Here is a 25,308-nt window from a genome sequence, read left to right on the forward strand (position 1 = left end):
AAAAAGCAGAAGTAAAGTTACTTCTGCTTTTTTGTTTAAGGTTCTTGGGATGAAAATTTGTAGATTATTTTAAACAATAACCTTTCTTTCATTTTCGGTGTGAAATTTTAAGGTGGAAATCTTGATTTTTTGAACTTATTTTGACCATTATTTCTCGTTCAAGTGTAAAAGTGTATTTTTTCTTTAATTGGAGATAAAACTTAAAATGCTTTATTAGTAATAGTTATGGGGATGTTCATAAATCTAGTGTCGTAGAATTACTACAAAAAGTCGTAGAACTACTACAATTTTTCAGATTTATGATGAAAAGTTTTTTTTAGAGAAAAAGACCCTTTATATTTGCTACACAATCACTGAATCACAAAATATTACTAACGATTAAAATTTACAAATCATGGCAGAAAGAAATTCGAGAGGAATCTTAAAATTCAACAACGGAGAAGGTCAGAAATTATTAAAAATGAACTACAGTGTATCAAGATCAACAGACGTATCAGGACGTGTAGCTTCAGACCCTTCTAATGCATTAATCAAAGTTACAGTAGAAGCTACTGAAAAATCAGATATCTTAGAAAGCTTACTGAACGGAAAATATAAGCCGACAGTAGGGGAAATTACTTTCAACAAATCTCACGAAGAAGGAACATTAATTACTTTGAACTGGCAAAACGGTTACGTTATCCAGCATCAGGTAGAATTTGATGCTGTAGACAGCAACAGTATGTACATTAGCTTTATAGTGAGCGCTGAAACGATCAGCTATGGTAATTCTGAATATGCCGGACTTTGGCCAACAAGTTAAAAATTGTTACACACTATCAACATTCATACGAAAAAAAAGACTGTCCATGTTAAAGACGGTCTTTTTTTGCCTGACATCAAATTTTGTATTGATTAATTATTTCATATCTCATTGATATGATGACTATTTCGTAAAATATTGCTATCTTTAATACTAAACTAAACACAAAGCATATGAAAACCGAAACAAAGACAAAGGGGTCTTCTTTCCGTCCATCACAAAATGCAGATGGGGTATCTGAAAACCATCATGCAGGGATCAATCGTTTGGTAAAACTTTCACTGGTTGTGGAGGGAAAAATTATTAAATACTACAAACATTTCACACTTAAGCAAAAAGCGAGTCACCATCACGAATTCAGTCTTACCCTAGCCCATGATGCATTGGGAGACAGACAAAGCCATACTTTAGAAGAGGCGAATAAGTTTTTGGGGAAACGTCTTACCGCTATTATTTCCTATAAAGATATAGATAACAGTCCCGAAAGAAACTTCGTAGGGCTCATTACCAAAGTGGGATTCAGTCAGGAAAAGATGAGCCTTGGGAATATTGTACTTTCAGGATACAGTCCAACAATTTTATTGGATGGAGCTCCACATATCCAAAGCTTTGGAGGTGGACAACCCGTTAATATGGGAATCATTGCTGAAGAAGTAATCAAACAGGGAATTGATAAAGGACGCTTTGACATCAGAGTGGATACCAATGATTATTCTCAGATTATCTACAGCAGCCAATACAACGAGACCCATTATAACTATCTTGCAAGAATGGCAGAAGCCTATGGAGAGCAGTTTTACTATGATGGAGAAGTACTTCACTTCGGAAAACTTCCCCCTCAGAACAAGCCTATAAAGCTTACTTATGGCAGCAATGCTGATGATATCAGGGTAGAATTAAAAGCTGTTCATACAAAACCACAATATTACGGCTACAACAGTAGTAAAAATGAAAAGCTGACTTCCGGCGAAACTCCTATTAACCATTTGGGAGATCTGGCAAAAACCGCATACAGCCATAACGATAAAATATATAAAACTCCGGCTCTTCAGGTGGCTCCTATTAAGGCGTCCACTCATTTGGATGTAGAAAACGCCCAAAAAAGTACTGCAGGAAGTGAAGCTGTGAGTGTATTTTCAGTTTCAGGTTCTACAACGGTACCATTCCTTCATCCGGGATGTGTGGTAGATATTCACATGAGAAAACCGGACAGTAACGAGACTTCTTATTTTACCAAAGTGATGGTAACCGAAGCAGTGCACGAAATTGATACCATCGGACACTATAAAGGAAGTTTTGAATCCATAGCCGCAGATACAGGATTTTTACCGAAACCTGAATTTACAGTTCCTATTGCTCAACCACAGATTGCAACGGTAATTGCCAATGCAGATCCGGAAGGACAGGGAAGAGTGCAGGTAAGATTCGACTGGCAGATGAATGATACCACTCATTTTGTAAGAGTGATGAGCCCTGATGCCGGAGGAACTGACCAGATTACTCAAAACCGTGGATATGTAGCCATTCCAGAAGTAGGAGATCAGGTAATGGTGAACTTTGTACACAGCCATCCGGACCGCCCATTTGTCATGGGAGGAATGTTCCATGGTGGAATTGGCCTTGGTGGTGGAGCAGATAACCGCGTAAAATCTATTCAAACAAGAAGTGGGCACAGAATTGTTTTCACAGAAGATGAAAGTATCATTATCACAGATAAAAGCGGTAACGAAATCCATCTGGATACTACCGGAAGCAATATCAATATCACTGCGCCGGAAACGATGACTCTGAATTGTAAGAACATGAACATCAATGTTGGTGAAAATATGACTACAACAGTGGGTATGAATAAATCTAACAGTATCGGAATGAACCATACAGAAAGTGTAGGAGCAATGAAACTGACTTCCGTTGTTGGGGATGCAAGTATGTTTATTACCGGAAAGCTAACCGAAATGATCGATGGAGACGTGCTGAGCGAAACCAAAAAAGAAAGAAATGAGGTGAGTGAAAAAGATATGAATATCCAATCCGGAAAATTTGTTCATAAACACGCACAGGCAGAAGTACAAAACAATAGCGGCGAGAAATCAAAAGCACATTAAGCCATGAGCAGAACGAGAATCGTTAAAGGTACTTATACCAAGATTTCTCAGGAAGGCCATAGCATGTATTCCAATGCCAATATTATAACGGACGCCGGAGCAGCAATAACAGAAACAGGAGTGGAGAACGGGGTCAGCTATGGTGACCCGAAGAAGCCTCCTTTTATTGAGTTTGATACAGGTGTTGAATTATATATTGAATTTGAACCTTTACCTGCTTACAACGGTGAGTTTGGCTTTGACTGGCTTAGTACAGACAGTTCTGATAATGTATTGAAAGTACAAACCGATGATATAGCGAATTTGGAATTTGTTTTTGATGGTTCCAAACAAGATTACATTTCTATAAGCTCTAATCCTGATTTAAAGAATGGGATTAAGAAAGATTATAATAAGTTTCCTTTAAAAATACCATACTATATTTCTTGGTTGAGCTTAATGAAGCTTAACCAGGAAATAAAGCTTAATATGTTATGTAAGCCAATAAAAGCAGGTGATGATATAAGTAAAGCTGAAATTTCTTTTGGAAAAAATGAGTATTATGAAGTGGAGATTGATGGTAAAAAGAACGAAGATATAAAATATATACCCAACGGAAAACCAAAGGAAATTACCATAAAATGTATAAAAGCTTCCAAAGAAGTTGGGATTATTGCAATAGACAAGGATAAAAAAGAAATTGGTAAAATTGCTGCGATCGACAATACAAAAATTTATGATTTACCAGTTAGATTAGTTTGTGTAGTAAAAGATTCTCCAAATAAAGAAGCTGAGATTTCCCAATTGATTTCAGATTTTAAGACCGACAAAATAGAAGAGTATTTAAATCAAAATTCTCTCAATCAGGCATTGATAAAGACAACGATAGAAATAGATAGTAAATATCATATTGCTTTTGATGAAACAGCCTGGAATGGCACATTTTATAATAAAACAGGAAATTATTTTATTAACAGAAAAGATACTTCGGGAGCAAAAGTTAAATATAAAGATGATGATGGGGAAGAATCAGAAAGTGATTATGAACATATTTTAGATAAATTTTTAAATGATTATAAAGATTTATTTGAAAAAGATGGTAAAAAATTTAAAGGAATATTGCTTTTTATATCTAATATTAATAAAGATCCAGCTGATTTAGAAGGCGGTGTGAGCAGAACCAAACCGGTAAATTTTAGAGAAGCTATAATTTTTGCATCAAATTTAAAGGATAAATCTTCTTACGCTCATGAGATTGCACATGCAATGGGGCTTGACCATTATTTTTTGAGTGATAAAGATGATGCCGCTGAATTGGCTAAAAATGTGAAAGATTTAGAAGATTTGAAAAGTAAATTAGCTGAAAATAAAAGAATTACAGCCGAAAATAAAAGAATCCAAAAAAGCAACGAAGAAGCATTAAAACAAAATAAAAGTAATATAAGAATAAGACAAACCGAAATCGATAAATGGACCAATGAAAAAAAGAAGCCTACTTATCCTTATAAAAAAGAGGCTCAAGACAGAATCAATCAATTAGAAAAGGAGAATTCAGAAACCCGGAAAATAAACAAAGATATTCAAGAAAAACTTGATAAAGGAAAAAAAAATATTGAAAAAGGTGAAAAGTATATAAAACAAGCGGAAAATAATCTACAGGTATATTCAGTAAATAAATACAAATTTTAAAAAAAATCTACTCTTAATATCATGGATTACTCTTCTAAAACAAATATTTATACAAAATGGCAATGGGATATAATGCAGGATGATATAAAGTCTTATTATGGTTCAACTTCTGAAAATAAATAATTTTATGAAATCAATATTTTCTCTTTTTTTTATATCAATATTTTTTTTCAACTCATGTTGTGCTCAAAAAAAATTTGAAAAGCCACCAAAACCTAATAGTATGAAATTAAAAGACATAAAACCAACTGAATTACAAAAACCAACTTATGTTTTAACTTTAGGAAAGCTAAAGCAAAATAAAGATAGCTTGTATTGTTGGGAAGTTGATGGTGAATGTAGTATCATTGATGGTAAAATTAGATTATATACTCACAGTATAGCAAGTGGTGATAACGCAAGCGTAACTGAACGCCTTTATGCAGAAGGCGAATTTTTGGAAGGAAAATATCAAGGAATTTGGAAATATTATGATAAGGATGGAAGCGTCATAAAAAAAGAAAAATGGGAGAATGGGAATCTGAAATTTAGAAAACAAAATAATACAATTAACACTTGTGATAATATGAAAGAGTATAAATTTTCTACCATACAATCATTGGGTTATAATTCGATAGAACAGTTTAAAAAGGATTTTTCAATTAAATCAGAAAAATTAACCTGTAAAAATGGAATTATTAAAAGTATGAGATTGATTTTTGAAAATGAAACAACAATTCAATTTGTATCTATTAATAACGGAATTACAACTGGTCATGAAATTCAGATTAAGGAAGATCCAATACCATCAGGAAAGAGTTATTTTTATGATAAAAATGGAAATATAGAAAGAATATCAGACGTAAAAGAACAACTTTCAGAAGAAAATGGTTATTATTTAGACTATTATTACCCTCAACATAAAGAAAATACTGGCGTTAGAACAATTCCCATTATTAAGGCTGAAGGCCAGATAAAAAACAATTTCAAAATCGGAGAATGGAAATATTATGATAAAGAAGGCAAACTAAAACAAACAAAAACTTATTCAATAAAGGACTATGTAGATGTTCGTTTTCCGCATTGCATTTTCAATAAAATAGAACCTTGTTATTAATTCTTTACCTGAAAATATAATGAAATTAATATAAAATTTATGATCACATACAATCCTAAATTATAAGAAAGAGATTTTTTAGAAGGAAAACATCAAGGGATTTGGAACTACTATGATGAAAATAGAAAAGTTATCAAAAAAGAAAAATGGGATGCTGGAAAATTAGTCTACAGAAAAGAGTATAAATGAAAATCTATTCAATAAATATGCTATTTTAGTAGTATATTTTTATAAAGAAATGTAAAAATAAAAAACAGTAATTACGAAAAATCAAATATCATTACATTATGAGTAGGACGAGAATCGTAAAAGGTACTTACACCAAAATATCTCAGGAGGGGCATAGCATGTATTCTAACGAGAATATTATTACCACCGCTGGGTCTGCCATTACTGAAACCGGAGTTAAGGATGGGTTAAGTTTTGGAAACCCCTCAATGCCACCTGCCGGAAAAGTGGTGGCTAAATGTATGGTGAAATTCAGACCTCATGATAAGTATAAAGATAATCCTGATTTTGGCTTTGATTGGCTAAGAGAAGGGGATTCCGGACAGCCGGGAGATAACTGGTTCGGAGCCGTCATGGGAAAATATTATGAGGCCGATAATGTTACGGTTTTTAAAAATGGGAACAGCTGGAATACCAATTTCCACAAAGACCTCAATATGTATGACAAAAAGCTGAAAAGCTACAAAAGTCTTTCCATTTCCTGGAAGAAAGTCAATAAAACCCCTTACCTGTATCCAATACCGGTTCTGACGTTGCTGAAAGGAAAATCAGCATTGTTAACCCTTAAAATTGAAATTAAAGAAAAACCTCAAAAGCTGACTTTTGAGTTCAAAGATAAAGAAGCTGAAAAAAGTCTGTCACTCAACCTGAAAGAGATCGGAGTGATTAAAGTAGGGAAATACGATAAATCCAATTACCTGAAAATTACCTGTAAGGAACAGTTTACGAAAGAGCAGATGCTATATGTAAAAGCAGATGGGGAAATCTGTGGTGCCTTAATCATTCATCCCAATTCAGCAGCCCATGTCAAAAAGATTTCTGCCCTTTTTATTTCCGTAAAAACAGATATTAATGATGTTATTAAAGTAGGAAAACCAAAACCGGGTAGTCAGCAGTATTTTACAGAATGCCTGAACCAGGCATTGGTATCTCCAACCATTCAGAATTCTTTTTCTATAGACTGTACAGGGAATTTACTGTATAATGCTTTCAGATCTAAATTCTGTAAAAAGATTGGCGGAAAATACTACATAGATAGTTCAGGCGGATTAAGAGATTATCTGGAAGAAAAATTCCGGGATAAATATGGCAGTCAGTATGATTCGCATTTCAAGGTCTTTTTTATAGAAGATATATATCCGGGATGGAAGAATGGGGCTATTGCTTCATATACCAATGGCTTTTCATTTTTTAATACCACTTTTACGGTTCAGTTTTATACCCATTCAAAAGAAACGGTTGCCCATGAATTAATGCATGCATTAGGATTGCCGCATACTTTTGATGGAAATGCTCCAGCCAAATATACCTATGAAGCTTATAAAACAAATAACCTTATGGACTATTGTCATCATATACAAATCCCAAGAATAAGTGTTTTTAAATGGCAATGGAAAGTGTTGAACTCTAAAATTATGCTGTAATGAAAAAATTATTAATTTACCTTTCCATATTATGTTTTGTAATATGTACCTGCCAGTCTAAACAAGAAGAGGCTCATAAAAATAATAAAACGAGTACCATGGTTGAAAAATTTGATTTTGCTTTATTTAAAAAATATCAGGAAAGCAACGGAACACTGGAGCTGAAAAATGGATACACTGTTTTATCTATGTCTGCTCCGGAAAAGGATGAAGCGGGAACTTTGGAAGAACTATTACCTAAACCATCATTTCTGTATGTTTATAAAGAGTTTTATCCGAACGGAAATCTGAAGAAAAAGGAAACCAGAATCAGTGAAACGGTGAAAGTAGAAAAATCCGAATACTATGACAAAGACGGAAAGCTTGAAAAAACAGTAGATGAAGATCAAAATTATGGAAAGATCAAGTATCAGGATATATTGAACTTCCTTGATAAGAAAGGACACATTAACCTTAAAACAGGAGCAGGAAGATTAAATGACGACGGAACCAATAAATATGATATTGTATACGATCAGGACGTTCCTGTCTGGAATATCTCAATAACTCAGGGAAAAAGACTTTCAGAAAAAGAACTATTGGAGATCATGAAAACATCTCCCGGTGAACCTAGTGCGTGGAAGCCTGTTGTCTATCAGATGGATGCCAATACCGGTAAAATCATCAGTGAAAAATAATAGTTGAGAACATTACGGAAATTTTAATATGATAGGCTATGAGTAGGACGAGAATTGTAAAAGGAACTTATACTAAAATATCCCAGGAAGGACACAGCATGTATTCTAGGGAAAACATCATTACTTCTGCGGGTGAATCCGTGACTGAAACAGGGGTAGAACAAGGGATAAAATATGGAGACCCCGAAGATCCTCCTAAAAGAAAAGGGAGGATTATTGATATTCTTATGTTTGTTGCTGGAACTACAGACCCTGGAAATACTGAAGGAACGAAACATAAGGCCAATACAAGCTATTGGAAATATATTGATGAAAAGACCAAAGAAGAAACAAAGGAAAGTTTAAATAATTTATGGAACAGAATCAAGGAACTTAGACCTCAATTTAATGATTTGCATATTGAAGGGGACTTTTTCAGCTGGTCTGGTGATAATGATACCAAGGAAAGAACCAAAGCTTCCGAGAGATTATTTGATCTGCTGTTAAGAATGTATCCTGGCTGGAAAAATCAGGAGGTCCACTTGCATCTCATTGGTCATTCACATGGAGGTAATGTCATTAATCAGTTTACAGAGCTTATCTCCAGTAAGGATATGATTGCAAAGTCCAGTATTTTGAAACCTCGTAAGATTACAGAATTTCCTAAAGAATGGAAAGTTAAAAGTATCACGTATTTATCAACTCCTTTTTTTCAAAAGAAGCATCAGTTGAATCATGGAAAATTACATAAAGAATGTAAGATCATTAACGTTCATAATGAGTATGATCTGACCCAACAATTGATTGCAGACTTCAGTTTGACCAATTTAGAAGGCTTATTGAAGTCTTTTCAAGTGGAGAAATTTAAAACGGGGATAGAAACATTGAAAAGTGTAAATAACGATACTATTTTAACTTATCTTAAGGGGATAGGTCTTCCCAATAGCCATAAGAAAAGAGCAGTTCCGGCATGGAAAGAAATGGCAAAAGCTTTTTTGGGAATAAATATGATGACGAAAGAGTTTATCAACTATATTGATTCTCTAAAAATTGAAAATTCTAACCTGCAAAAAGAAAAAGATTCGTTTATTAGCCTTTTAAATAATCTTCTACGATGGACCTATGATGTGTATAATAATTACAATGCTGGCATAGCAAAAGGATATGATAAAGCAACATGGGCACAAAATTTAAATTTGACACAGGGGCTGAGGGTTTTAAATATTTTGTTTGACATTAAAAGCAGTCCAAAGGATAGTTATCTCTTAAGTTTATTAGCAGGTGTATTTGGAGAAAATAAAGGAATCACTGATAGTATTGACGAAACATCCTGGACGCCCAAAAAGCAAACCAAAGGCTTGTCCATTATAGATGTGCCTATTTTTGAAAGTGATCCCTATAATTCCAGAAATAAAAGAAAAGAATTTGATGCTTTTTTAAAAGGAGCACAAGGTGCAGTACATGCCCGGGAGCTGGAAGATTTGCTGATGAGATTATTTAGTCAGTTTATTAAACCCCTTGAATTGAAAAAAATTATTGGCTATATTGATGATGCTGAATATATCGTAACAGGAAATTTAGACGCACAACTTAAAATTTTAAGAGGAAATCTTAGACGATATGATACCTTTGTCACAAGATATTATGCGGGGTTAGTTACAGAGCAAGATGAAAAAACATTTAAGGATGATATGAAAAAACGACCGGGTTCACTAGCATATTTAGCTATGGCATCCCATAGCTTAAGCCATACCCAATTGTGGGGGAAAGTTGAGGAAGGGTTACAAAGTTCTTTCAGTTCTGAAAAAAAAGCAAAATATAACAAGAAATAAATATGGGAAATATTAAGAAAAATATTATTATAAGTTTATTGATATTTGTTTTATGTACAATTATTTTGTCTGGCTGGTATATTTTATTACATAGATATGAAGAATTAGTAAATGTAAAAAGCATTGGCAAAGTAGTTATACATGTTGGTCTTATTGGAGCAATTATTCCTGCAATAATATTTTCTCTTATATATTATCTATCGAAAATCATATTAAATAGGTTATTACTCACTTTTCTAATCTTTATATTGTTTATTTTTTTACTATTTTCAGTCTATTGGCTTACCGTAAATATGGTATTCTATCATATAGATGATTCTAAAACTTTTTTACAATCATTATTGGAAGCATTTTAACTGCAAAGTTTTATTACGTAAAAAATAATTATGAAAAAAATATCATCATCCATTGTTATATTTCTTCTCTTGGCCAATGCTAATTTATATTCACAAAAAAATGTGAATAAAGGTAATTATACATCTCTAATACAAGAAGAAGTGGGAGATCTGAATAATGATAAACGTAATGACAGGATTATGGTAGAAATGGACGTGATAGATGATACCAGGCCCGTAAGAGTACAGATCTTTCTCTCCCAGCCTGATAAAAAGCTTAAACTGGTTGTTTCTTCTACAAAACTTATTGAAGACGAATATCCGGCTGATAAAAAGGGGAAACATAATGGTAATGTAATTCCGGATTTTTTTATTGAGGATGGTATATTAAAAATGCTTACTGATATTAATAACCGGAAAAGCAGCTATGAATTCAGACTGAATAAAAATAATTTTGAATTGGTAAAAATATCACGGGTAATATGGGATGGAAAAGATACCACGTTTGAAACGAGAATTGACTTAATAGCCAAAACGAAAATTGAGTATGAACAGGTGACAGGTTCTGAGAAACTCTTAAACAAAAGGAAAAAAGAGATCAAAATCAATACTTTGCCCAAAATACAGGATTTAAGTTTTTCTGATTTGGAAAAGTTTTAGAACTTCTGGTCTAATCTGTGTTTTGTATTAAAAACTGTTAGATTAAAAAGATAATGTTATCATGGGTTTAAAATCATTTATCGCCGAATTCCTGATACTTTTTTTACTTATTAATACCCTGATAGTTTCCTTTCTGTGTATTGATATGCCTGAAGTGGAAGTGAATGCGGGATCTATTGTAACTATTATATTGAGGTTTGGCGTTGTATTCTCAATTCCTGTCTCTTTACTTTTAACGGGTGCTCATTTTCTGTTTATCAAAGCCGCCAGAAATATCATTTTAAAGATTCTGATAGCAATGACTGTAATAGCAGTGCTGTATTGTATGTATTATGCCTTTTTCTGGTATGTAGGAATCAGTGGATTGGTAGATGATCCTTTGGTAAAATAAGTCTAATAATCAGATGGAGCCTGTTTAATCTTTCCAAAATAAACATTGTATGAGGCCAGATCAATCAATCTTTTTTTTATGGTTATTATTGATGTCTGTTTTTAAAGGGAAGGCCCAGGATTCTGTATACAGCAATAGCTCAATTATTGGAAAACTGCATGAAGAAACCGTAAGAACAGCATGTGAAAACTGCTATTATCAGGAAGATATTACTTTATTTAGCAAAAAAATAAAAATTAAGATTCCTGTGATTATTGAAAATGGAATATTTCAGGCAGGAAGAATTTTGGAAACCACAAGGAAAGGAAATAACAAAATTTTAAAGTTTAATTCTGTATCAGACGGAAGCAGCAATTGGCTTTATCTGCAGAATAAAGGAGGTAGAATTCATATCATTCGAAAACTCAGTTATAGCCATGCTGTTTATGCAAAAGAAATAAAGAAAAACGATTTTGATTATTTGCCGGCAACAGAGGTCTGTACCAGAAATGCATCTGGAATAACCAAAGAAGAAATTTCTTTTAATGGTCTTTTTATGTTTGTTCCTACTGACTGTTACAAATGTCCTATAACAACAGATATAAATGACTGTATAAAAAATGGAAAAATTAAATACAACTGGTAATACTAACATTATTTTCCCCTTCAAAAGCATAATAAAAACTAAATGACAATTTCTCAATCAAAAAACGGGCTGTTAATAGGGCTGATATTAATGTGTTCCAGTCTGGTTATCGGCTGCCGTCCCAGTGATCCGAAGACAGAGGAGAATAATAGAGAGGTAGAAAAATTTAATGATACAGAATTTTATCCGGATCAAAAAACAGCTTATACCAAAAAAGAGAATATCGTTTTATTTTATGCTCCCACCTCAGATCACAGCCTGTATTTAGCAACCGATCTGAATACTCATCTTCTTTCCACACAGGATCCGGAAGCCATGAATTTCACAGGATTATTAAAAATTAATGATTTCAAATACATTCTGCCAAAAAAGTATGCTGATTTTTACAAATTTGCCTTAGGAGCTGTGGGAACCGGTGGTGGAGACTTTTTTACCCATATAGAATTCAATGAACTGGGATTAGTCAAATCCATGGAAAGAAATTTCCCGGAAAGTAAAAACAAATATTGGTATCAATACAATAAATATGGTCAGCTGCTAAAACTGATAGAAGATAAACTGCTGGATAAAGTTTTGTTGGAAAACAGATACGATGAAAAATCAAGACTTGTTTTCCAAAAGCAAAATGATGAAGATTTTAAATCAGAAAGAACCTGGGTCTACGATAACAATAACCGTGTACAGAAAGAAACAGCCTGGGAAAAAGAAATAGCTCCCAATGGAAACGTAATCAAAGATGAAACAAAGACATTTTTCTATGAGTACAACAACCTGGGACAACTGATAAAAAAATACACCCAAAACGGGAATGATGTGATTGAATATACTTATAACCTTGAGCATAAACTGGTCAACACTCTTAAGTATTCCGGAATCATAGACAAGGATCATCCTGAAAAGATCATCAATCATTTTGTTAAAAAAACATATGCCTATCTTAAAGATGAGGTTGTTGAAGCAATAAGCTATGATTATAGAATAACAAATTCCTCGGTTTTAATTAAAGGAAAATGGGAAGCAATATCCATTGAAGAACAAAAGAAGTATGCATGGGAAAAACTGAAAGATCAATCCGCTATTCCATTACAAATTATCGGAACAAAATACACTTACGAACCTTCAGGAATCAATATTGTGACTCATAAATACAGTATTAATAATGGACAAAAGGGACAAAGCAAGCAACTTGTAGATTTAGATTCCATGAGATATATACTTGATCGTGGTGGGCGGATTATTAAAAAAGAAACCTATAATACTGATGCAAAGGAGATGGACGTCCAGGAAATTTTCTACTGAAATATGGGATTATTACGGATTCTTTTGCAATAAAAATATTGATTATATTGTACCGCTCATAAGAAGAACCAATATTCTTCGTCAATTAAACCATGCTATCAAATTAAACACTAATGAACACCATCACAGATCACTTTAAATACTTTTCAAAACTATCTGCTGTATTTATCTTCAGCTTATTTAAGATTTATGCCATAGGAATCCTTTCAACAGTCATTACTTTCTCTTTGGGAATCTATATAATGGCTGAAAGTTTAGGCTCATCATTAGGACATAGCGGTGCTCTTGCATTCCTGATGGTAACAGTGATGGCCAAACCCTTATCTGCAGGACTGTTCTACCTGTTAATGATTGCAGCTCCTTTTTGTATTGGGATTTTCTCTACAAAATACGGGATGTCAAGAATTATCAGCAAACTGGTTCAGGATCATTCCAAAACAATTTTAGTTCCATTTATTGATAAAGTAGTGGGCAAAATTAAAAACAACGAGCCCGTAGTTGTACGCAACAGTACAGATTATGCATTGGCAAAAGTAAGGCTGGTGAATGAATTCAAAAATAGCTCAGAAAACAAAATTCTTAAGCGTATTTTAGGATATGCTTTGAACAAAGTGAAATTTGATGAACTGAATTTAGGCGATGAAAATGTAGACTTTTATGACATCATCAAAACCACACTGATTGAAAAACTACATGAGCTGGCAGAACCTTCAGCCATGATTTTTTATATCTACATTGGTCTTCAGTGGGTAAGCCTGATCCTGCTATATTTTCTGGATATATGATGGAAATATAGCTCTGGGAAAAAAATATGGGATTTTATGATCTATTTAAAACCCAACAAAGAATAAAAAAGAACCGTTATTACTTCTCTAATTGAAGAATTAACTATCTTTATCATATTTAGAATAAAATATTTAATTTTAGCAAAATAAAAGAACCGTTTTTGATTTCCGAATCATCAGTAGTAAAAAGTACAGGTTCAAAAAAGAACATCAAATCATCTGGAAACAATAGTAAACAGAACGCAAATATTAATATAAGAAAAATTATAAATGGGAGTACTAGTAACCAACGAAACAGTAAAACAGCTATTTCATATTGCTCAGTCGATAGCGAGGGAAAATTATAATGGCACTTATGGAGGCCCGCATATTTTGCAGGCTCTAATGCATAAAGATATTGGTCTTAATGAATTTTTAAAAAGCATAGATAAAGATCCCGGCTATTTTTACGAATGGGCAGATGTACGTATTGAAGAATATCCTAAAACCAGTCATCTTCCCGACGAGGTTGGCCAGGATGATGCTGTAGATACCCTTATTGAAGAAGCCGATGATATCCGTTTAAAACTGGGACTGGATGAGATTACACCAATCTGTATCCTTACTGCTATTGTAAAACCTCAGGTGGTATTTTCACTTCAGCAATTGAAGTCATTGCCACTAAGAGAACATGAAATTTTCAATTTATATAGAAAAGATACTCCGTTTACCGTTTCTGAAAATGGAGACTTTGCCTCATTATTTTCCAATGGATCAGATTTTACAGATTCATCTCTTCCTTCCATTAAGAGTTATTGTGTAGACAGAACAGCACAAGCCAGAAAGGGAGATCTTGAAAATATCATCGGTAGAGATAAAGAACTGAGAATGCTTGTGGAGATCCTTTGCCGAAGAAGCAAACCTAATGTTATCATCATCGGAGAACCGGGAGTTGGGAAAACAGCATTGGTAGAAGGGTTTGCTATTGAAATTACAAAAGGAAACGTTCCGGAAATGCTTAAAAACGGAACCCTTTTAGAACTGGACACAGGCGCATTATTGGCAGGAACCTCTTATAAAGGAGAAATAGAAGACCGTCTGAAAAAAGTAATCAATGAATGCAAGAAAATTGAAAAAGCCATTCTTTTCATTGACGAAATCCATACCCTTTTAGATCCGAAAGGAAGCATCGGAAACGTAGCCAACCTTCTGAAACCTGAACTGGCAAGAGGTGAAATTACGGTTATCGGAGCCACTACCCAGGAAGAGTACAGAAAAATTATTGAGCCGGAACAGGCTTTTAATCGTCGTTTTGAGGTATTAACGGTCAATGAGCCGGATGAAAAGACTTGCGTAAAAATGATTGATGTTCTTCTTGAAGGCTATAAAAAACACCATGGTATTGAAGTCGAAAAAACAGCCCTTCCGGAATGTGTACGTTTAGCTAAAAGATATGCAAAAGGTAAAAAATTACCGGATGCAGCCATCGATTTGTTAGACAGAACTATGGCAGCCATCAAAATGCTGGACGAACTTTCTGAAAAAGAACTGGACAGCTGGAAAGAAAGCTATGATGCTATTTTAAAAGAAGAATTCCTTGATAATAAAGATAAAGCAGACGAACTGATCTGGACTTACAATTTATTAAGAGACAAAATAAGCCCTATTTTATGGGGATCATTAAGTGAGCAGCCTGCTTTGGACAACTCAATGCCGGTAGATCAGATCCAAAAGATCATTGAAGATACTTATGCAGAGCTTTTACAGCATGCTGCTAAAAAAAGAGAAAAAGTAGACCGTTTGGAACTGGCTGCTGTAATGGCTGCTAAAACCAATATTCCAATCGGTAAAATTCAGGCACAGGAAAAAGAAAAGCTCCTGAATATGGAGACTCTTCTACTGAACAGGGTCGTAGGTCAGGATCATGCATTAAAAATCCTTTCCGATGCTATTGTTGAAAACCGAAGCGGATTAAACAAACCGGGACAGCCAATTGGATCTTTCTTCCTTTTAGGACCTACCGGAACCGGAAAAACAGAGCTTGCTAAATCAATGGCAGAACTATTGTTCAATGATGAGAAGGCCATGGTTCGTTTTGATATGTCGGAATTTAAAGAAGAACATTCAGCAGCATTACTGTATGGAGCGCCTCCGGGATATGTAGGATACGAAGAAGGAGGGATGTTGGTGAACAAGATCAGACAACAACCCTATACTGTTGTTTTATTTGATGAAATTGAAAAAGCCCACCATTCCGTGTTTGATGTATTCCTTCAGATTATGGACGAAGGAAAAGTACATGATAAACTTGGAAAAGAAGGAGACTTTAGCAATGCTTTGATCTTATTTACATCTAATATCGGAAGTGAAGAGATTGTAAAACAGTTTGAAGAAGGAAAAGTTCCTGAATCATTCTCACTGATGCAGATTATGTCGAACTCAGGAAGATTCAGACCGGAATTCTTAGCCAGAATTACAGAAATTATTCCTTTTGCACCCATAACGGAATCTATCGCAGAAAGAATTTTCAATATTCAGTTAAAATCTCTTCATACCTCATTAACCAGACTTGGAATTGTTTTAAAGATAACGGATGAGGCAGTAAAAAATCTTGCTCTTGGTGGATTCAGTAGTAAATATGGAGCAAGACAGATCTCCGGAGTAATCCGTGCACAGCTGGCAAGACCTATTTCCAAAATGATCGTAAGAGAAGAAGTGAAATCCGGACAAACCATTCATGTAGACTGGAATAAGGAAGAAGAAAAATTAAGCTGGAAAGTAGATTAATTAAAAAGTAAATAGCAAAAAGGCCAATTGATAAAATTCGCCTTTTTGCTTTATAAATAATAGTAAGATGAAAACCATCGTCAGAAATATTTTTACAGGCGTAATGCTTTTGGGAACTGTTGTTTTAGTAAACGGGCAGTTTCTTGCGGCATCAGATACTTCGGAAAGCAGTGTGAGAAAATACCAGGGAATCATTAATTCCAACAAAGATCTTGTTGAATTTATTGAGCAATTACTTCTTCAGAAAGGGCTTCCTAAACATTTAAGAAACTTAGCTTTGATTGAATCCCATTTTGACAAAAATATTACCTCCGGAGCCGGAGCTGTAGGAGTATGGCAGCTGATGACAGCGCATGCCAATCAGTATGGTCTTGCAGAACATCAACGTACAGATGTGTATAAAAGCACAAAAACAGCAGTTATTTCCCTTGCTAATTTGTATAAAAAATACAATAACTGGGTAACAGTAGTAGCTGCTTATAACTGTGGTGAAGGAAATGTAGCCAAGGCTATGCAGGCTGCAGGTTCCAGCCAGTACCACGAATTCTCTAAATACCTTCCTGCAGAAACCATCAATCATGTGAAAAAATATCTGAATGCCTGCTATGCCACGGGAGAGCTTCAGAGCGTATTAAGCAATTATAATTCTGCAAGAATCAATAAAGTGTTCTTTGAAGGTGGAAACAGAAAAGTGAATGATGAAGCATTATCTGAAACGGAGATCAATGCAGGGTTTAGCCTGAATGTAATAGCCGATGAGCTGGATGTGGAGGTAGGTAAAATTCTTGCCTGGAACCCGGGAATTACAGAAGAATTGCAAAAAAAAGGCGAAAGTTCTTTCTATCTTCCTACCGATTTGATGCCGGATTTTCTTCTCAGAAAGAATAAAATTCTTACCAGATCAATCAAAGAAAGTGCAGGAGCTGGTGCAGGAGTACAACCTTAAACCAACCAATAATATTTATAATAACCAAACCGTAAATAGGTTTGGTTATTTTTTTTGATATGTTTAATCTTCAAAAAGAAGATCAAAATTAGGGTGGGTTCATATAATTCACTACTGAGAATAGTTTTTTTGAATAAAAGAGGTGTTTTTTTATATTTTATAGTCAAGAATTAGGGTGCTTTATTTTCTAATTTTATGCTTTTAAGCAAAGGTTAATATATGTTAATATTTCCTTAAAAGATATTAATATTTCTCATTAATGTGTAAAATTCTACATCTGCTCAGGGTTTTATGCGTTTTTAAAATTCCTTTATATAGCGTGGTTAAGTAGAGTTATTAAATCCAATGTCGTAGAATTACTACAAAAAGTCGTAGAACTACTACAATTTTTCAGATTTATAGGTAAAAGTTTTTTTTCCGAAAAAAGACCCTCTATATTTGCTACACAATCACTGAATCACAAAATATTATTAACGATTAAAATTTACAAATCATGGCAGAAAGAAATTCGAGAGGAATCTTAAAATTCAACAACGGAGAAGGTCAGAAATTATTAAAAATGAACTACAGCGTATCAAGATCAACAGACGTATCAGGACGTGTAGCATCAGACCCTTCTAACGCTCTTATCAAAGTTACAGTAGAAGCTACTGAAAAATCAGACATCCTTGAAAGCTTATTGAACGGAAAATATAAGCCGACAGTAGGAGAAATTGTTTTCAACAAATCTCACGAAGAAGGAACATTAATCACTTTGAAATGGGAGAACGGATACGTTATCCAACACGAAGTAGATTTCGATGCTATCGACAGCAACAGTATGTTGATAAGCTTCGTAATCAGTGCCGAAACTATCGACTACGGTACTTCTCAATACGCTGGACTGTGGCCTTCGGCAGGTAAATAAGCCTATTCATCATCTTAGTAAAAATAAAATTGGTACAGGACAGTGCGCTCGAAAGAGTATGCTGTCCTGTTTTTTCATAAGGACCTATAGATTTCAGACATGAGCCTTTTAACAAGCAAATTTTGTAGATCTAACCTTATATTTTTTGATTCTGTTGCTGGATAATCAGCAGTTTATTTAATTTTTAACTTAAACACAAACACTATGTTTCAGGATGACAAGACAATTAAAGTAGATAGCCCAAAGACTGATATGAAAGACAGCAAAGAGCAGTTGAAAAATGTAAAGGAAAGCGTTACCAAAAAAGCAGAAGAAAAGGTAAGTAAAGCGGGTAATAAAGTGAAGAAAGCTGTAAAAGCTGGACAACAGGGTATGAGCGCTGTACAAGGAGCTAATATGTTTATGAACCAGAATTTTGTTCCAAACAATCCTTCTATCATTGAAAATAAAGTGTGGGCCAAACAGCCTACTTCAAAAATACATAATGCAGAAGCCATTCCTCAAAGTATCATTGCCGGAATCAACCGTGTGGTGAAACTGGATGTAATAATCGAAGGGCAGATCATCAAGCATTTTAAACATTTTAAATTGGTACAAAGTGCTGCCAAGCATCATGAATTCAACCTTATCCTGGCCCATGATACATTGGGAAATGCAGAAAACCATAATCTTGAAGAAGCACAGAATTTCCTTGGAAAAAGGATAACCGTTGTTTTTAAATATAAAGATATTATACAAGGAGCTGAACGTAACTTTGTAGGTGTTGTAACAGAAGTTGGTTTCAGCCAGGAAAAAGGAAGCCTTGGAAATATTGTACTTAAAGGATATAGCCCTACAGTACTATTAGATGCAGCACCTCACATTCAGAGTTTTGGAGGAAGTCAACCTATCAGCCTTAATAGTATTGCTTATCACGTAATCAGTGAAGGACTAGGACAAAATAGATTCGATTTCCGGGTAGATGCTCAGCATGGAAATGTTTCCTATAGCTCACAATATGAAGAAACGCACTATAACTATCTGGCAAGAATGGCAGAAGCGTATGGTGAACAGTTTTATTATGACGGAGAAGTACTGCATTTCGGAAAACTTCCACCGCAGGAAAAACCAGTGAAACTTACTTATGGAAGCAGCGTAAGTGATATTGCCATCAAAATGAAAGCTCAGCACGTAAGCCCGTCTTTCTATGGCTACAACAGTAGTAAAAATGAAAAAATGACGGGGGGAAGTTCAAAGATCAATCATACTTCGGATATTGCTAGACGTGCTTACGAAATTTCAGAAAAAACGTTTACCACTCCATCTTTAAGAGTGGCTCCAATAAAGGCCTCATCTTTCATGGATATTGATGCTTCTCAAAAAGGGACTGCCGGAAGTAAAGCTTCAGAAGTCTTTATCACCTCAGGAACGACTACTGTACCTTTCTTATATCCGGGATGCACTGCAGATATTGAAATGCGTAAATCCGATAGCAATGAAACTTCTTATTTCACCAAACTGATGATTATTGAGGTGACCCATGAGGTAGATGCCAGAGGATATTATGACGGTAAATTTGAAGCCATTGCCGCAGATACAGGCTATATCCCACGTCCGGAATTTGAAACCCCAAGAGCAGAAGCTCAGTTTGCCAAAGTAATATCCAATACAGACCCTCAGAATCAGGGAAGAGTTCAGGTACAATTCGACTGGCAAAGCGGACCAGATATTACGGAGTTTATACGTGTTATGTCTCCTGATGCAGGAAGCAGTGATAAAGTGAGCAAGAATCGTGGCTTTATGTCTGTCCCCGAAGTGGGAGATCAGGTTATTGTCAATTTCGTACACCAGCATCCTGACCGTCCGTTTGTCATGGGAGGAATGTTCCATGGAGGGATTGGTGCCGGAGGAGGTGCCGGGAATAATGTGATGAGCTTTAGTGGAAGGAGTGGAGCAGAATTAATGTATGACAATGGAGCTGGATCCATGAACCTTAAAGATCAGGGCGGGGCTCATATGTTTTTTGATGGTTCTGGAAATGTAGTTCATAATGCCAATAATAACAGCAACAAGACAGTAGGCAATGACAAAACTGATAAAATTGGCAACAATAAGAAACTTGAAGTAGGGTGCGATCATACCGCAGACGTTGGTAATACGCATAAAGTTGATGTAGGAAAAGGGAAAAGCGTATTTAAAATGGATAATGCAGGAGTTATTGATTTAACCGGAGCTGAAAAAATAACGATTAAAGTGGGAAACAGTAGTATTGAAATCTCAAAAACTGCTATTACTGTGAAGGCTGATACTGTGAATATAGAAGGACTTAGTCTTACCAATGTTGGAAAAAAAGCAGGAAATCCAGGAATAGTTATAGATGGTAATGTGACCATTAAAGGAGCTCAAGTAGATATTAATTAATCCTCATCAATAGATTCAGTCAGAACGGAAACTGGAATTTTTTTAATTATTAATAATAGAAATCCATTGTATGGAATACAGCAAGTATCAGATAAAACGGGGAGATTCATTAGAGTCAATAGCGGAAAAATATCAAATGACAGGGAAGGAGCTGCTGGCTTTTCATAATTCACACTCACCAGTGACTCAGCAGTTTTTTGGAAATTATCTGCCCATTCATATTGATACAGTGATAATACCACTGCAAAAAGATAAAGAAGAGAAAAAAAACATTGATTATACATCTTTCGAAAAAAAAAACAGATATAGAGCTGAACAACTGAATATAACCAGAATAGAAGACGAAATAAAAAGCTATTCTCAGCTTAAAAAAGAATATGAAGTAGATTTTAATTTAACAAATCACCTGGTGAAGGTTAAGCTTTGCGATTTTTTTTATGAATTTAATCCACCGGCACTATCCCGTGTTTTCGACTTTGTATCCGAAGTAGATTATATCAGAAATGACTGCTTGGTAGAAATCAATACACTTGGAAGATTCAGTAAAATTGCTGATAAAAATAAGATAAAGAAAAATTGGGAACAGTTTAAAAAAAATAAACTTAACGAAATTGAATTTATCAAAGTGGTAAAACAAACAAAGCCTCAGGAGTATCTGAAGCTTATCCAGGAAGGAGATTTACAGTTTTCCAGTCAGTATAATGACGAAAAAGATTATAACAGAGATCTTTTTTATCTTACCCTGCTAGATAAGTATCTGTATAATGCAGATGAAAATATGGAATCAGAAGAATATACCTATCAATCACAGCTTTTTCCGGATGTGGTTGTCCCTATGACAGTGAGATATGATGTACTGAAAAAAGATGAAGATCTTATTACTATCAGAAAAGTTTGGGAGACGGTTGAATCTGAAGAACTATTGGACAAAGTAACCAAAGGCTATGAAAAGTATCATCAGCCCCTTATAAAATATAAATTTTCTGAGTATAAACTTGATATGAGAAATCTGTTTACTTATAATCTGAAAACAAAGACATTGGAGAAAGCAGAGCTGTCAATCATCGAAAATATAGAGAATAATATAAAATCTGAATGTATATTTAATCTGAGAAAAATATAAATGCATTCATTAATTCTGAAAAGATATGATTTTTATAAAAACATTAAACAATAGTAAAAAGGTAGGTGTTGTGATTTTAACACTCCTTATTGTGCTGTTGTATTCTTATTTTGTACCGGGTTGGGAATATCTTGCTGATGTAATTCACTCGCCTAATCTTAATATTAACAGTACTTTTCTATATTTTGTACTCTTTTTATTTTACATGTTTCATGGTATTATTATCTATAAGATTTTAGAGTATATTTTTTCGTCAAAAGGAAGTATCAGGTTTATTGATCAATCTATAAGTATAGATTACAAAAAGAAAAGCTATACACTCCTTAAAAATGAAATAAGAATAGAAGATCATAAAATCCAGTTTCCATTTGATGGTAATAAAATTACTGTTTCAAGACATCCATTTCAGAGCAGTACACAGGAATACAATGATTTTTTAATGGATTTGAATGGGGATAATGAAAGTAAGATAGCCAATACAGGCGAGCAGATTCCGGTAAACTCTTTTCTGATCAAAAATCCTAAAGTTAAATTCATCATTTTCGTTATAATTGGCTTCGCTTTTATGCTATTATTTAGAAATATAATAGCACCATATAAAAACGATATAGGAATAATAACAAGGACTAAAAATGCATTTTTGGAAATTTTGGTAACACTTCCTTTCTTGTTTTTATATTGTTCTCTGGTATATATCTACTTTTATTTTACTTCGGGAATTAAAGTCATTGAATTAACAAGAGATGCCTTGACTTTTAAAGGTTCTCAACAATTTATTTTACTTAAAAAACAAATTCATGAAGTTCACGTAGTAGAGAATGCGGCGGATCAAAAGGTTTTACGAATATTGTTTTATACAACCGATAAAAACACATATTCATTAAATTTTGTGACACCGAAGTTTGTAAATTCTATTAGTAATTATTGGAAACTCGATGGTTTTTCCCCGGAAATTGCTGTTGGAACAAATAAAAATCAAATAAAGAAAATTTATAAATTATGAGTAGGTATCTTCCTCAGGAAACACATGTAGTTTGTAGCTATCAGATGAATCCCTCTCCAGGAGTATTACTTGTAGATCCTAAAATGTGGAATCTTTCTGTAGTCTATAAATCAGAGAAACAGCCCCTGCTTACAGAAGTAGATAAAGTTTTAAAAGATGATTTTGAATGCAAGAGCAATTGGGGGCAGGCTGCAGCATGGTCATTTTTGGTAGCTGGTTTAGCGCTGGGATTGGCTGTAGCATTTTCAATTTGTACTTTTGGGGTAGGAGCTATTGTTTTAGGAGCAGTAGCTGTTGCTGCAACAGTGCTTATAGCATCAAACAGTACAAAATGTAACCCTAATCTTGTAGAATGGGTCAATCCTCATTCAAGTGTGAAATTTGAAGGACATAAAGCCCTTACTCAAAAATCATTTCTTAAATGTTCTGCCGGTCCGGGAATTCTTACTCCATTTCTTGATGAAGCAGAAGCAAAGGCTGCAGCAAAAAATGTGGCTTTCAGAAATTGGGGAGAAGTCAGCTTAACAGCTGTAATCAGTGGACTTTTCGGATACGGTGTCGGGCTTTCAGCTGGAACTGCGGCTGTTGCTGCCGGTGGTGGATTAGGCGCATTGGGACCAGGTCTTTTGGCAGGTGGAAAAGAAGCTACAGTAGGAATTATAGGTGCCTATCTTATTTTTCAACCCATTTCTACTTGGGAGGCGCAAGGAATGCAGGGAATATACAGTGGTGATGGTAATACTACTTATGATCAGATGCTGGCATCACGCAAAAATATGGAAAGTTCCTTTACGGTAGACACTCCTGATGATCCATATATCGGAACATCACAAACTAATGCTGCTGGAGAGTTACTCAATCTTTCTTATGATAAATATCGACAAAATCAGAATGAAAAGTATATCAAAGAGATTATGAATCTGAAGGGTACCCGTGCAGAACGGGAAGCTAGAATAGCAGAAATAGTAGCAGAAATGAAGAAAACCCGATCCGGAGCTCAGGCAGTAGAAGCCATGAAAAGAAAAGGTAGTGGAAAAATTCTTCCAAGAGAAAAAACAAGTAATAAAGGTAATCGAGTAATTAATGAACATCGGGCTGAAACCAATAAAGCAATGAAAGGTCAGGCTACTGAAGGTTTTGGAGGCGCAATAAATGTGGCAGGATTGGTACTTCCTTTACTGGTTTCGCCTCTCAACGAATGGACTTTTAGTGTATTAGCAGATTCGTTTGCAAACCAGTCAGCGGGCGGAGTTACAATCAATGCAGCACAGAATTGATAATAAGATGTATCAGGAGAAAGTAAGTAGCTATTAAGAGAAATTCATTCCAAAATTATTTTACTGATAACAGGAATATGGTTTACCTAGCCCTTGTTTGAATTTAAAATCAGAAAATTAGAAAATGAATAGAGAATTTACTTTTAAGGCTTCAATACTTAATTTTTGGCATCTATTTGTATTGTAAAATTTTGAGTATAAGTGTTTTATAATCGGGGAAAAGATAATCGCACAAAATTATTAATCAATATAAGTGATTACACTTCATAAACTTCGTGTTTTATTCGCTATAAGTATTGTTGTACTAAATGAAGGGATCTGGATTTAGATATATTTTAGGATTGATAATAAGAATTCCTATTGTTGTATTAGGAGTTAATTATTTCTTTTTTTAAAGAAATAATGCAAAATAAACTGAAGTCAATCATTATTATAAATATTGCTTTAGTATTATCTGTGTAGTTCTGTTCTAATAATATACCATGAAAAAAACAACATCCATCATCATAGGCATAATCGCTGCTTTAGGCATAATTGCTGTTGCAAAAAATAATTATGTTTTCTCATTTGGAGATAGTGAACGGCTGGATAAAGGCTGGAAAGCTTATGAACGTAAAGAATATGGTTTTGCAATTACTCAGTTTGTAACGGTAGATTTAAAAGAACACCCTGAAATTGTAATACCATTGGCCAATTCATATCTGGAAGTAGGAGAACCCTATAATGCAATCCGGTATTTGGAACCTGCTTATAAAAATAAAAATTACAGTACAGATGACCATACCAAGATTATCAATCTATTAGGAATTGCTTATATCGAAGATAAAGACTATAAAAAAGGAAGGCTTTTCATGGAAGAATCACGCAAACTGGGTAACCCATATAGTGAAAGAAATTTAAACATTCTGGATTCTCTGGAGCGAAATCAAAATAAGTAAATTTATTATCCTAAGCAGAAAGAAAAACGATGATAACCAAAA

General features: G+C 34.3%; 20 protein-coding genes. All 20 read left to right on the forward strand.

Annotated features, from left to right (window positions below; translation table 11 throughout):
• Positions 1-394 precede the first annotated feature (394 nt).
• Positions 395-802 carry a type VI secretion system tube protein TssD gene (gene tssD, locus CHSO_RS06545; RefSeq protein WP_045493871.1) on the forward strand — a complete coding sequence of 136 codons (408 nt, stop codon included), beginning with the start codon at positions 395-397 and terminating at the stop codon, positions 800-802.
• A 173-nt stretch (positions 803-975) separates the two neighbouring features.
• Positions 976-2,907, forward strand: coding sequence for a type VI secretion system Vgr family protein (locus CHSO_RS06550; RefSeq protein WP_045493874.1), 1,932 nt, complete (start codon positions 976-978; stop codon positions 2,905-2,907).
• A gap of 3 nt (positions 2,908-2,910) precedes the next feature.
• Positions 2,911-4,575, forward strand: coding sequence for a hypothetical protein (locus CHSO_RS06555; RefSeq protein WP_045493876.1), 1,665 nt, complete (start codon positions 2,911-2,913; stop codon positions 4,573-4,575).
• 223 nt (positions 4,576-4,798) lie between these two features.
• Positions 4,799-5,671 carry a hypothetical protein gene (locus tag CHSO_RS24905; protein ID WP_052480508.1) on the forward strand — a complete coding sequence of 291 codons (873 nt, stop codon included), beginning with the start codon at positions 4,799-4,801 and terminating at the stop codon, positions 5,669-5,671.
• Between the two features lie 287 nt (positions 5,672-5,958).
• The gene (locus CHSO_RS06565) at positions 5,959-7,323 is read left to right on the forward strand and encodes a hypothetical protein (RefSeq protein ID WP_144428863.1); all 1,365 of its coding nucleotides are present in this window, start codon (positions 5,959-5,961) and stop codon (positions 7,321-7,323) included.
• Complete coding sequence (locus CHSO_RS06570) at positions 7,323-8,000, forward strand: hypothetical protein (protein ID WP_052480509.1); 678 nt, start codon at positions 7,323-7,325, stop codon at positions 7,998-8,000. The genes CHSO_RS06565 and CHSO_RS06570 overlap by 1 nt, the downstream gene beginning before the upstream one ends.
• A gap of 38 nt (positions 8,001-8,038) precedes the next feature.
• On the forward strand, positions 8,039-9,811 hold the full coding sequence (locus tag CHSO_RS06575) for a hypothetical protein (protein ID WP_045493882.1): 1,773 nt from the start codon (positions 8,039-8,041) through the stop codon (positions 9,809-9,811).
• Positions 9,812-10,197: 386 nt separating this feature from the next.
• Complete coding sequence (locus CHSO_RS06585) at positions 10,198-10,806, forward strand: hypothetical protein (protein WP_045493888.1); 609 nt, start codon at positions 10,198-10,200, stop codon at positions 10,804-10,806.
• A 61-nt stretch (positions 10,807-10,867) separates the two neighbouring features.
• A complete protein-coding gene (locus CHSO_RS06590; RefSeq protein ID WP_045493891.1) occupies positions 10,868-11,197 on the forward strand; it encodes a hypothetical protein in 330 nt (109 codons plus the stop codon).
• 49 nt (positions 11,198-11,246) lie between these two features.
• Positions 11,247-11,822: a hypothetical protein gene (locus CHSO_RS06595; RefSeq protein WP_144428864.1), complete on the forward strand. Its 576-nt coding sequence runs from the start codon at positions 11,247-11,249 to the stop codon at positions 11,820-11,822.
• A 42-nt stretch (positions 11,823-11,864) separates the two neighbouring features.
• Entirely contained in the window at positions 11,865-13,121 is a 1,257-nt protein-coding gene (locus CHSO_RS06600) for an RHS repeat domain-containing protein (protein WP_045493894.1), read from the forward strand.
• A gap of 113 nt (positions 13,122-13,234) precedes the next feature.
• A complete protein-coding gene (locus tag CHSO_RS06605; protein WP_045493898.1) occupies positions 13,235-13,906 on the forward strand; it encodes a hypothetical protein in 672 nt (223 codons plus the stop codon).
• Between the two features lie 270 nt (positions 13,907-14,176).
• On the forward strand, positions 14,177-16,672 hold the full coding sequence (locus CHSO_RS06610) for an ATP-dependent Clp protease ATP-binding subunit (RefSeq protein WP_045493901.1): 2,496 nt from the start codon (positions 14,177-14,179) through the stop codon (positions 16,670-16,672).
• A gap of 67 nt (positions 16,673-16,739) precedes the next feature.
• On the forward strand, positions 16,740-17,618 hold the full coding sequence (locus CHSO_RS06615) for a lytic transglycosylase domain-containing protein (protein ID WP_052480510.1): 879 nt from the start codon (positions 16,740-16,742) through the stop codon (positions 17,616-17,618).
• A gap of 493 nt (positions 17,619-18,111) precedes the next feature.
• Positions 18,112-18,525 (forward strand): type VI secretion system tube protein TssD, encoded by a 414-nt coding sequence (gene tssD / locus CHSO_RS06620; protein WP_045493904.1) that lies wholly within the window; start codon positions 18,112-18,114, stop codon positions 18,523-18,525.
• 204 nt (positions 18,526-18,729) lie between these two features.
• Complete coding sequence (locus tag CHSO_RS06625; RefSeq protein WP_084220939.1) at positions 18,730-20,925, forward strand: type VI secretion system Vgr family protein; 2,196 nt, start codon at positions 18,730-18,732, stop codon at positions 20,923-20,925.
• 70 nt (positions 20,926-20,995) lie between these two features.
• Entirely contained in the window at positions 20,996-22,048 is a 1,053-nt protein-coding gene (locus CHSO_RS06630; RefSeq protein WP_045493907.1) for a LysM peptidoglycan-binding domain-containing protein, read from the forward strand.
• A 25-nt stretch (positions 22,049-22,073) separates the two neighbouring features.
• Positions 22,074-23,051: a hypothetical protein gene (locus tag CHSO_RS06635; RefSeq protein WP_045493910.1), complete on the forward strand. Its 978-nt coding sequence runs from the start codon at positions 22,074-22,076 to the stop codon at positions 23,049-23,051.
• Positions 23,048-24,328: a PAAR-like protein gene (locus CHSO_RS06640; protein ID WP_045493913.1), complete on the forward strand. Its 1,281-nt coding sequence runs from the start codon at positions 23,048-23,050 to the stop codon at positions 24,326-24,328. Before CHSO_RS06635 ends, CHSO_RS06640 begins: the two co-directional genes overlap by 4 nt.
• Positions 24,329-24,810: 482 nt before the next feature.
• A complete protein-coding gene (locus CHSO_RS06645; RefSeq protein ID WP_045493916.1) occupies positions 24,811-25,266 on the forward strand; it encodes a hypothetical protein in 456 nt (151 codons plus the stop codon).
• Positions 25,267-25,308: the final 42 nt, after the last annotated feature.

Origin of the sequence: Chryseobacterium sp. StRB126, assembly GCF_000829375.1 — a bacterium.
In the GTDB taxonomy this organism is placed as follows: domain Bacteria; phylum Bacteroidota; class Bacteroidia; order Flavobacteriales; family Weeksellaceae; genus Chryseobacterium.

Bases quoted from the DNA above. Each gene is read 5' to 3' on its own strand.
- CHSO_RS24905 (WP_052480508.1), top strand. From the start codon at position 4,799: ATGAAATTAAAAGACATAAAACCAACTGAATTACAAAAACCAACTTAT.
- CHSO_RS06610 (WP_045493901.1), top strand. From the start codon at position 14,177: ATGGGAGTACTAGTAACCAACGAAACAGTAAAACAGCTATTTCATATT.
- CHSO_RS06635 (WP_045493910.1), top strand. From the start codon at position 22,074: ATGATTTTTATAAAAACATTAAACAATAGTAAAAAGGTAGGTGTTGTG.
- CHSO_RS06615 (WP_052480510.1), top strand. From the start codon at position 16,740: ATGAAAACCATCGTCAGAAATATTTTTACAGGCGTAATGCTTTTGGGA.
- CHSO_RS06605 (WP_045493898.1), top strand. From the start codon at position 13,235: ATGAACACCATCACAGATCACTTTAAATACTTTTCAAAACTATCTGCT.
- tssD (WP_045493871.1), top strand. From the start codon at position 395: ATGGCAGAAAGAAATTCGAGAGGAATCTTAAAATTCAACAACGGAGAA.
- CHSO_RS06625 (WP_084220939.1), top strand. From the start codon at position 18,730: ATGTTTCAGGATGACAAGACAATTAAAGTAGATAGCCCAAAGACTGAT.
- CHSO_RS06550 (WP_045493874.1), top strand. From the start codon at position 976: ATGAAAACCGAAACAAAGACAAAGGGGTCTTCTTTCCGTCCATCACAA.
- CHSO_RS06575 (WP_045493882.1), top strand. From the start codon at position 8,039: ATGAGTAGGACGAGAATTGTAAAAGGAACTTATACTAAAATATCCCAG.
- CHSO_RS06565 (WP_144428863.1), top strand. From the start codon at position 5,959: ATGAGTAGGACGAGAATCGTAAAAGGTACTTACACCAAAATATCTCAG.
- CHSO_RS06600 (WP_045493894.1), top strand. From the start codon at position 11,865: ATGACAATTTCTCAATCAAAAAACGGGCTGTTAATAGGGCTGATATTA.
- CHSO_RS06555 (WP_045493876.1), top strand. From the start codon at position 2,911: ATGAGCAGAACGAGAATCGTTAAAGGTACTTATACCAAGATTTCTCAG.
- CHSO_RS06595 (WP_144428864.1), top strand. From the start codon at position 11,247: ATGAGGCCAGATCAATCAATCTTTTTTTTATGGTTATTATTGATGTCT.
- CHSO_RS06630 (WP_045493907.1), top strand. From the start codon at position 20,996: ATGGAATACAGCAAGTATCAGATAAAACGGGGAGATTCATTAGAGTCA.
- CHSO_RS06640 (WP_045493913.1), top strand. From the start codon at position 23,048: ATGAGTAGGTATCTTCCTCAGGAAACACATGTAGTTTGTAGCTATCAG.
- CHSO_RS06590 (WP_045493891.1), top strand. From the start codon at position 10,868: ATGGGTTTAAAATCATTTATCGCCGAATTCCTGATACTTTTTTTACTT.
- tssD (WP_045493904.1), top strand. From the start codon at position 18,112: ATGGCAGAAAGAAATTCGAGAGGAATCTTAAAATTCAACAACGGAGAA.
- CHSO_RS06570 (WP_052480509.1), top strand. From the start codon at position 7,323: ATGAAAAAATTATTAATTTACCTTTCCATATTATGTTTTGTAATATGT.
- CHSO_RS06645 (WP_045493916.1), top strand. From the start codon at position 24,811: ATGAAAAAAACAACATCCATCATCATAGGCATAATCGCTGCTTTAGGC.
- CHSO_RS06585 (WP_045493888.1), top strand. From the start codon at position 10,198: ATGAAAAAAATATCATCATCCATTGTTATATTTCTTCTCTTGGCCAAT.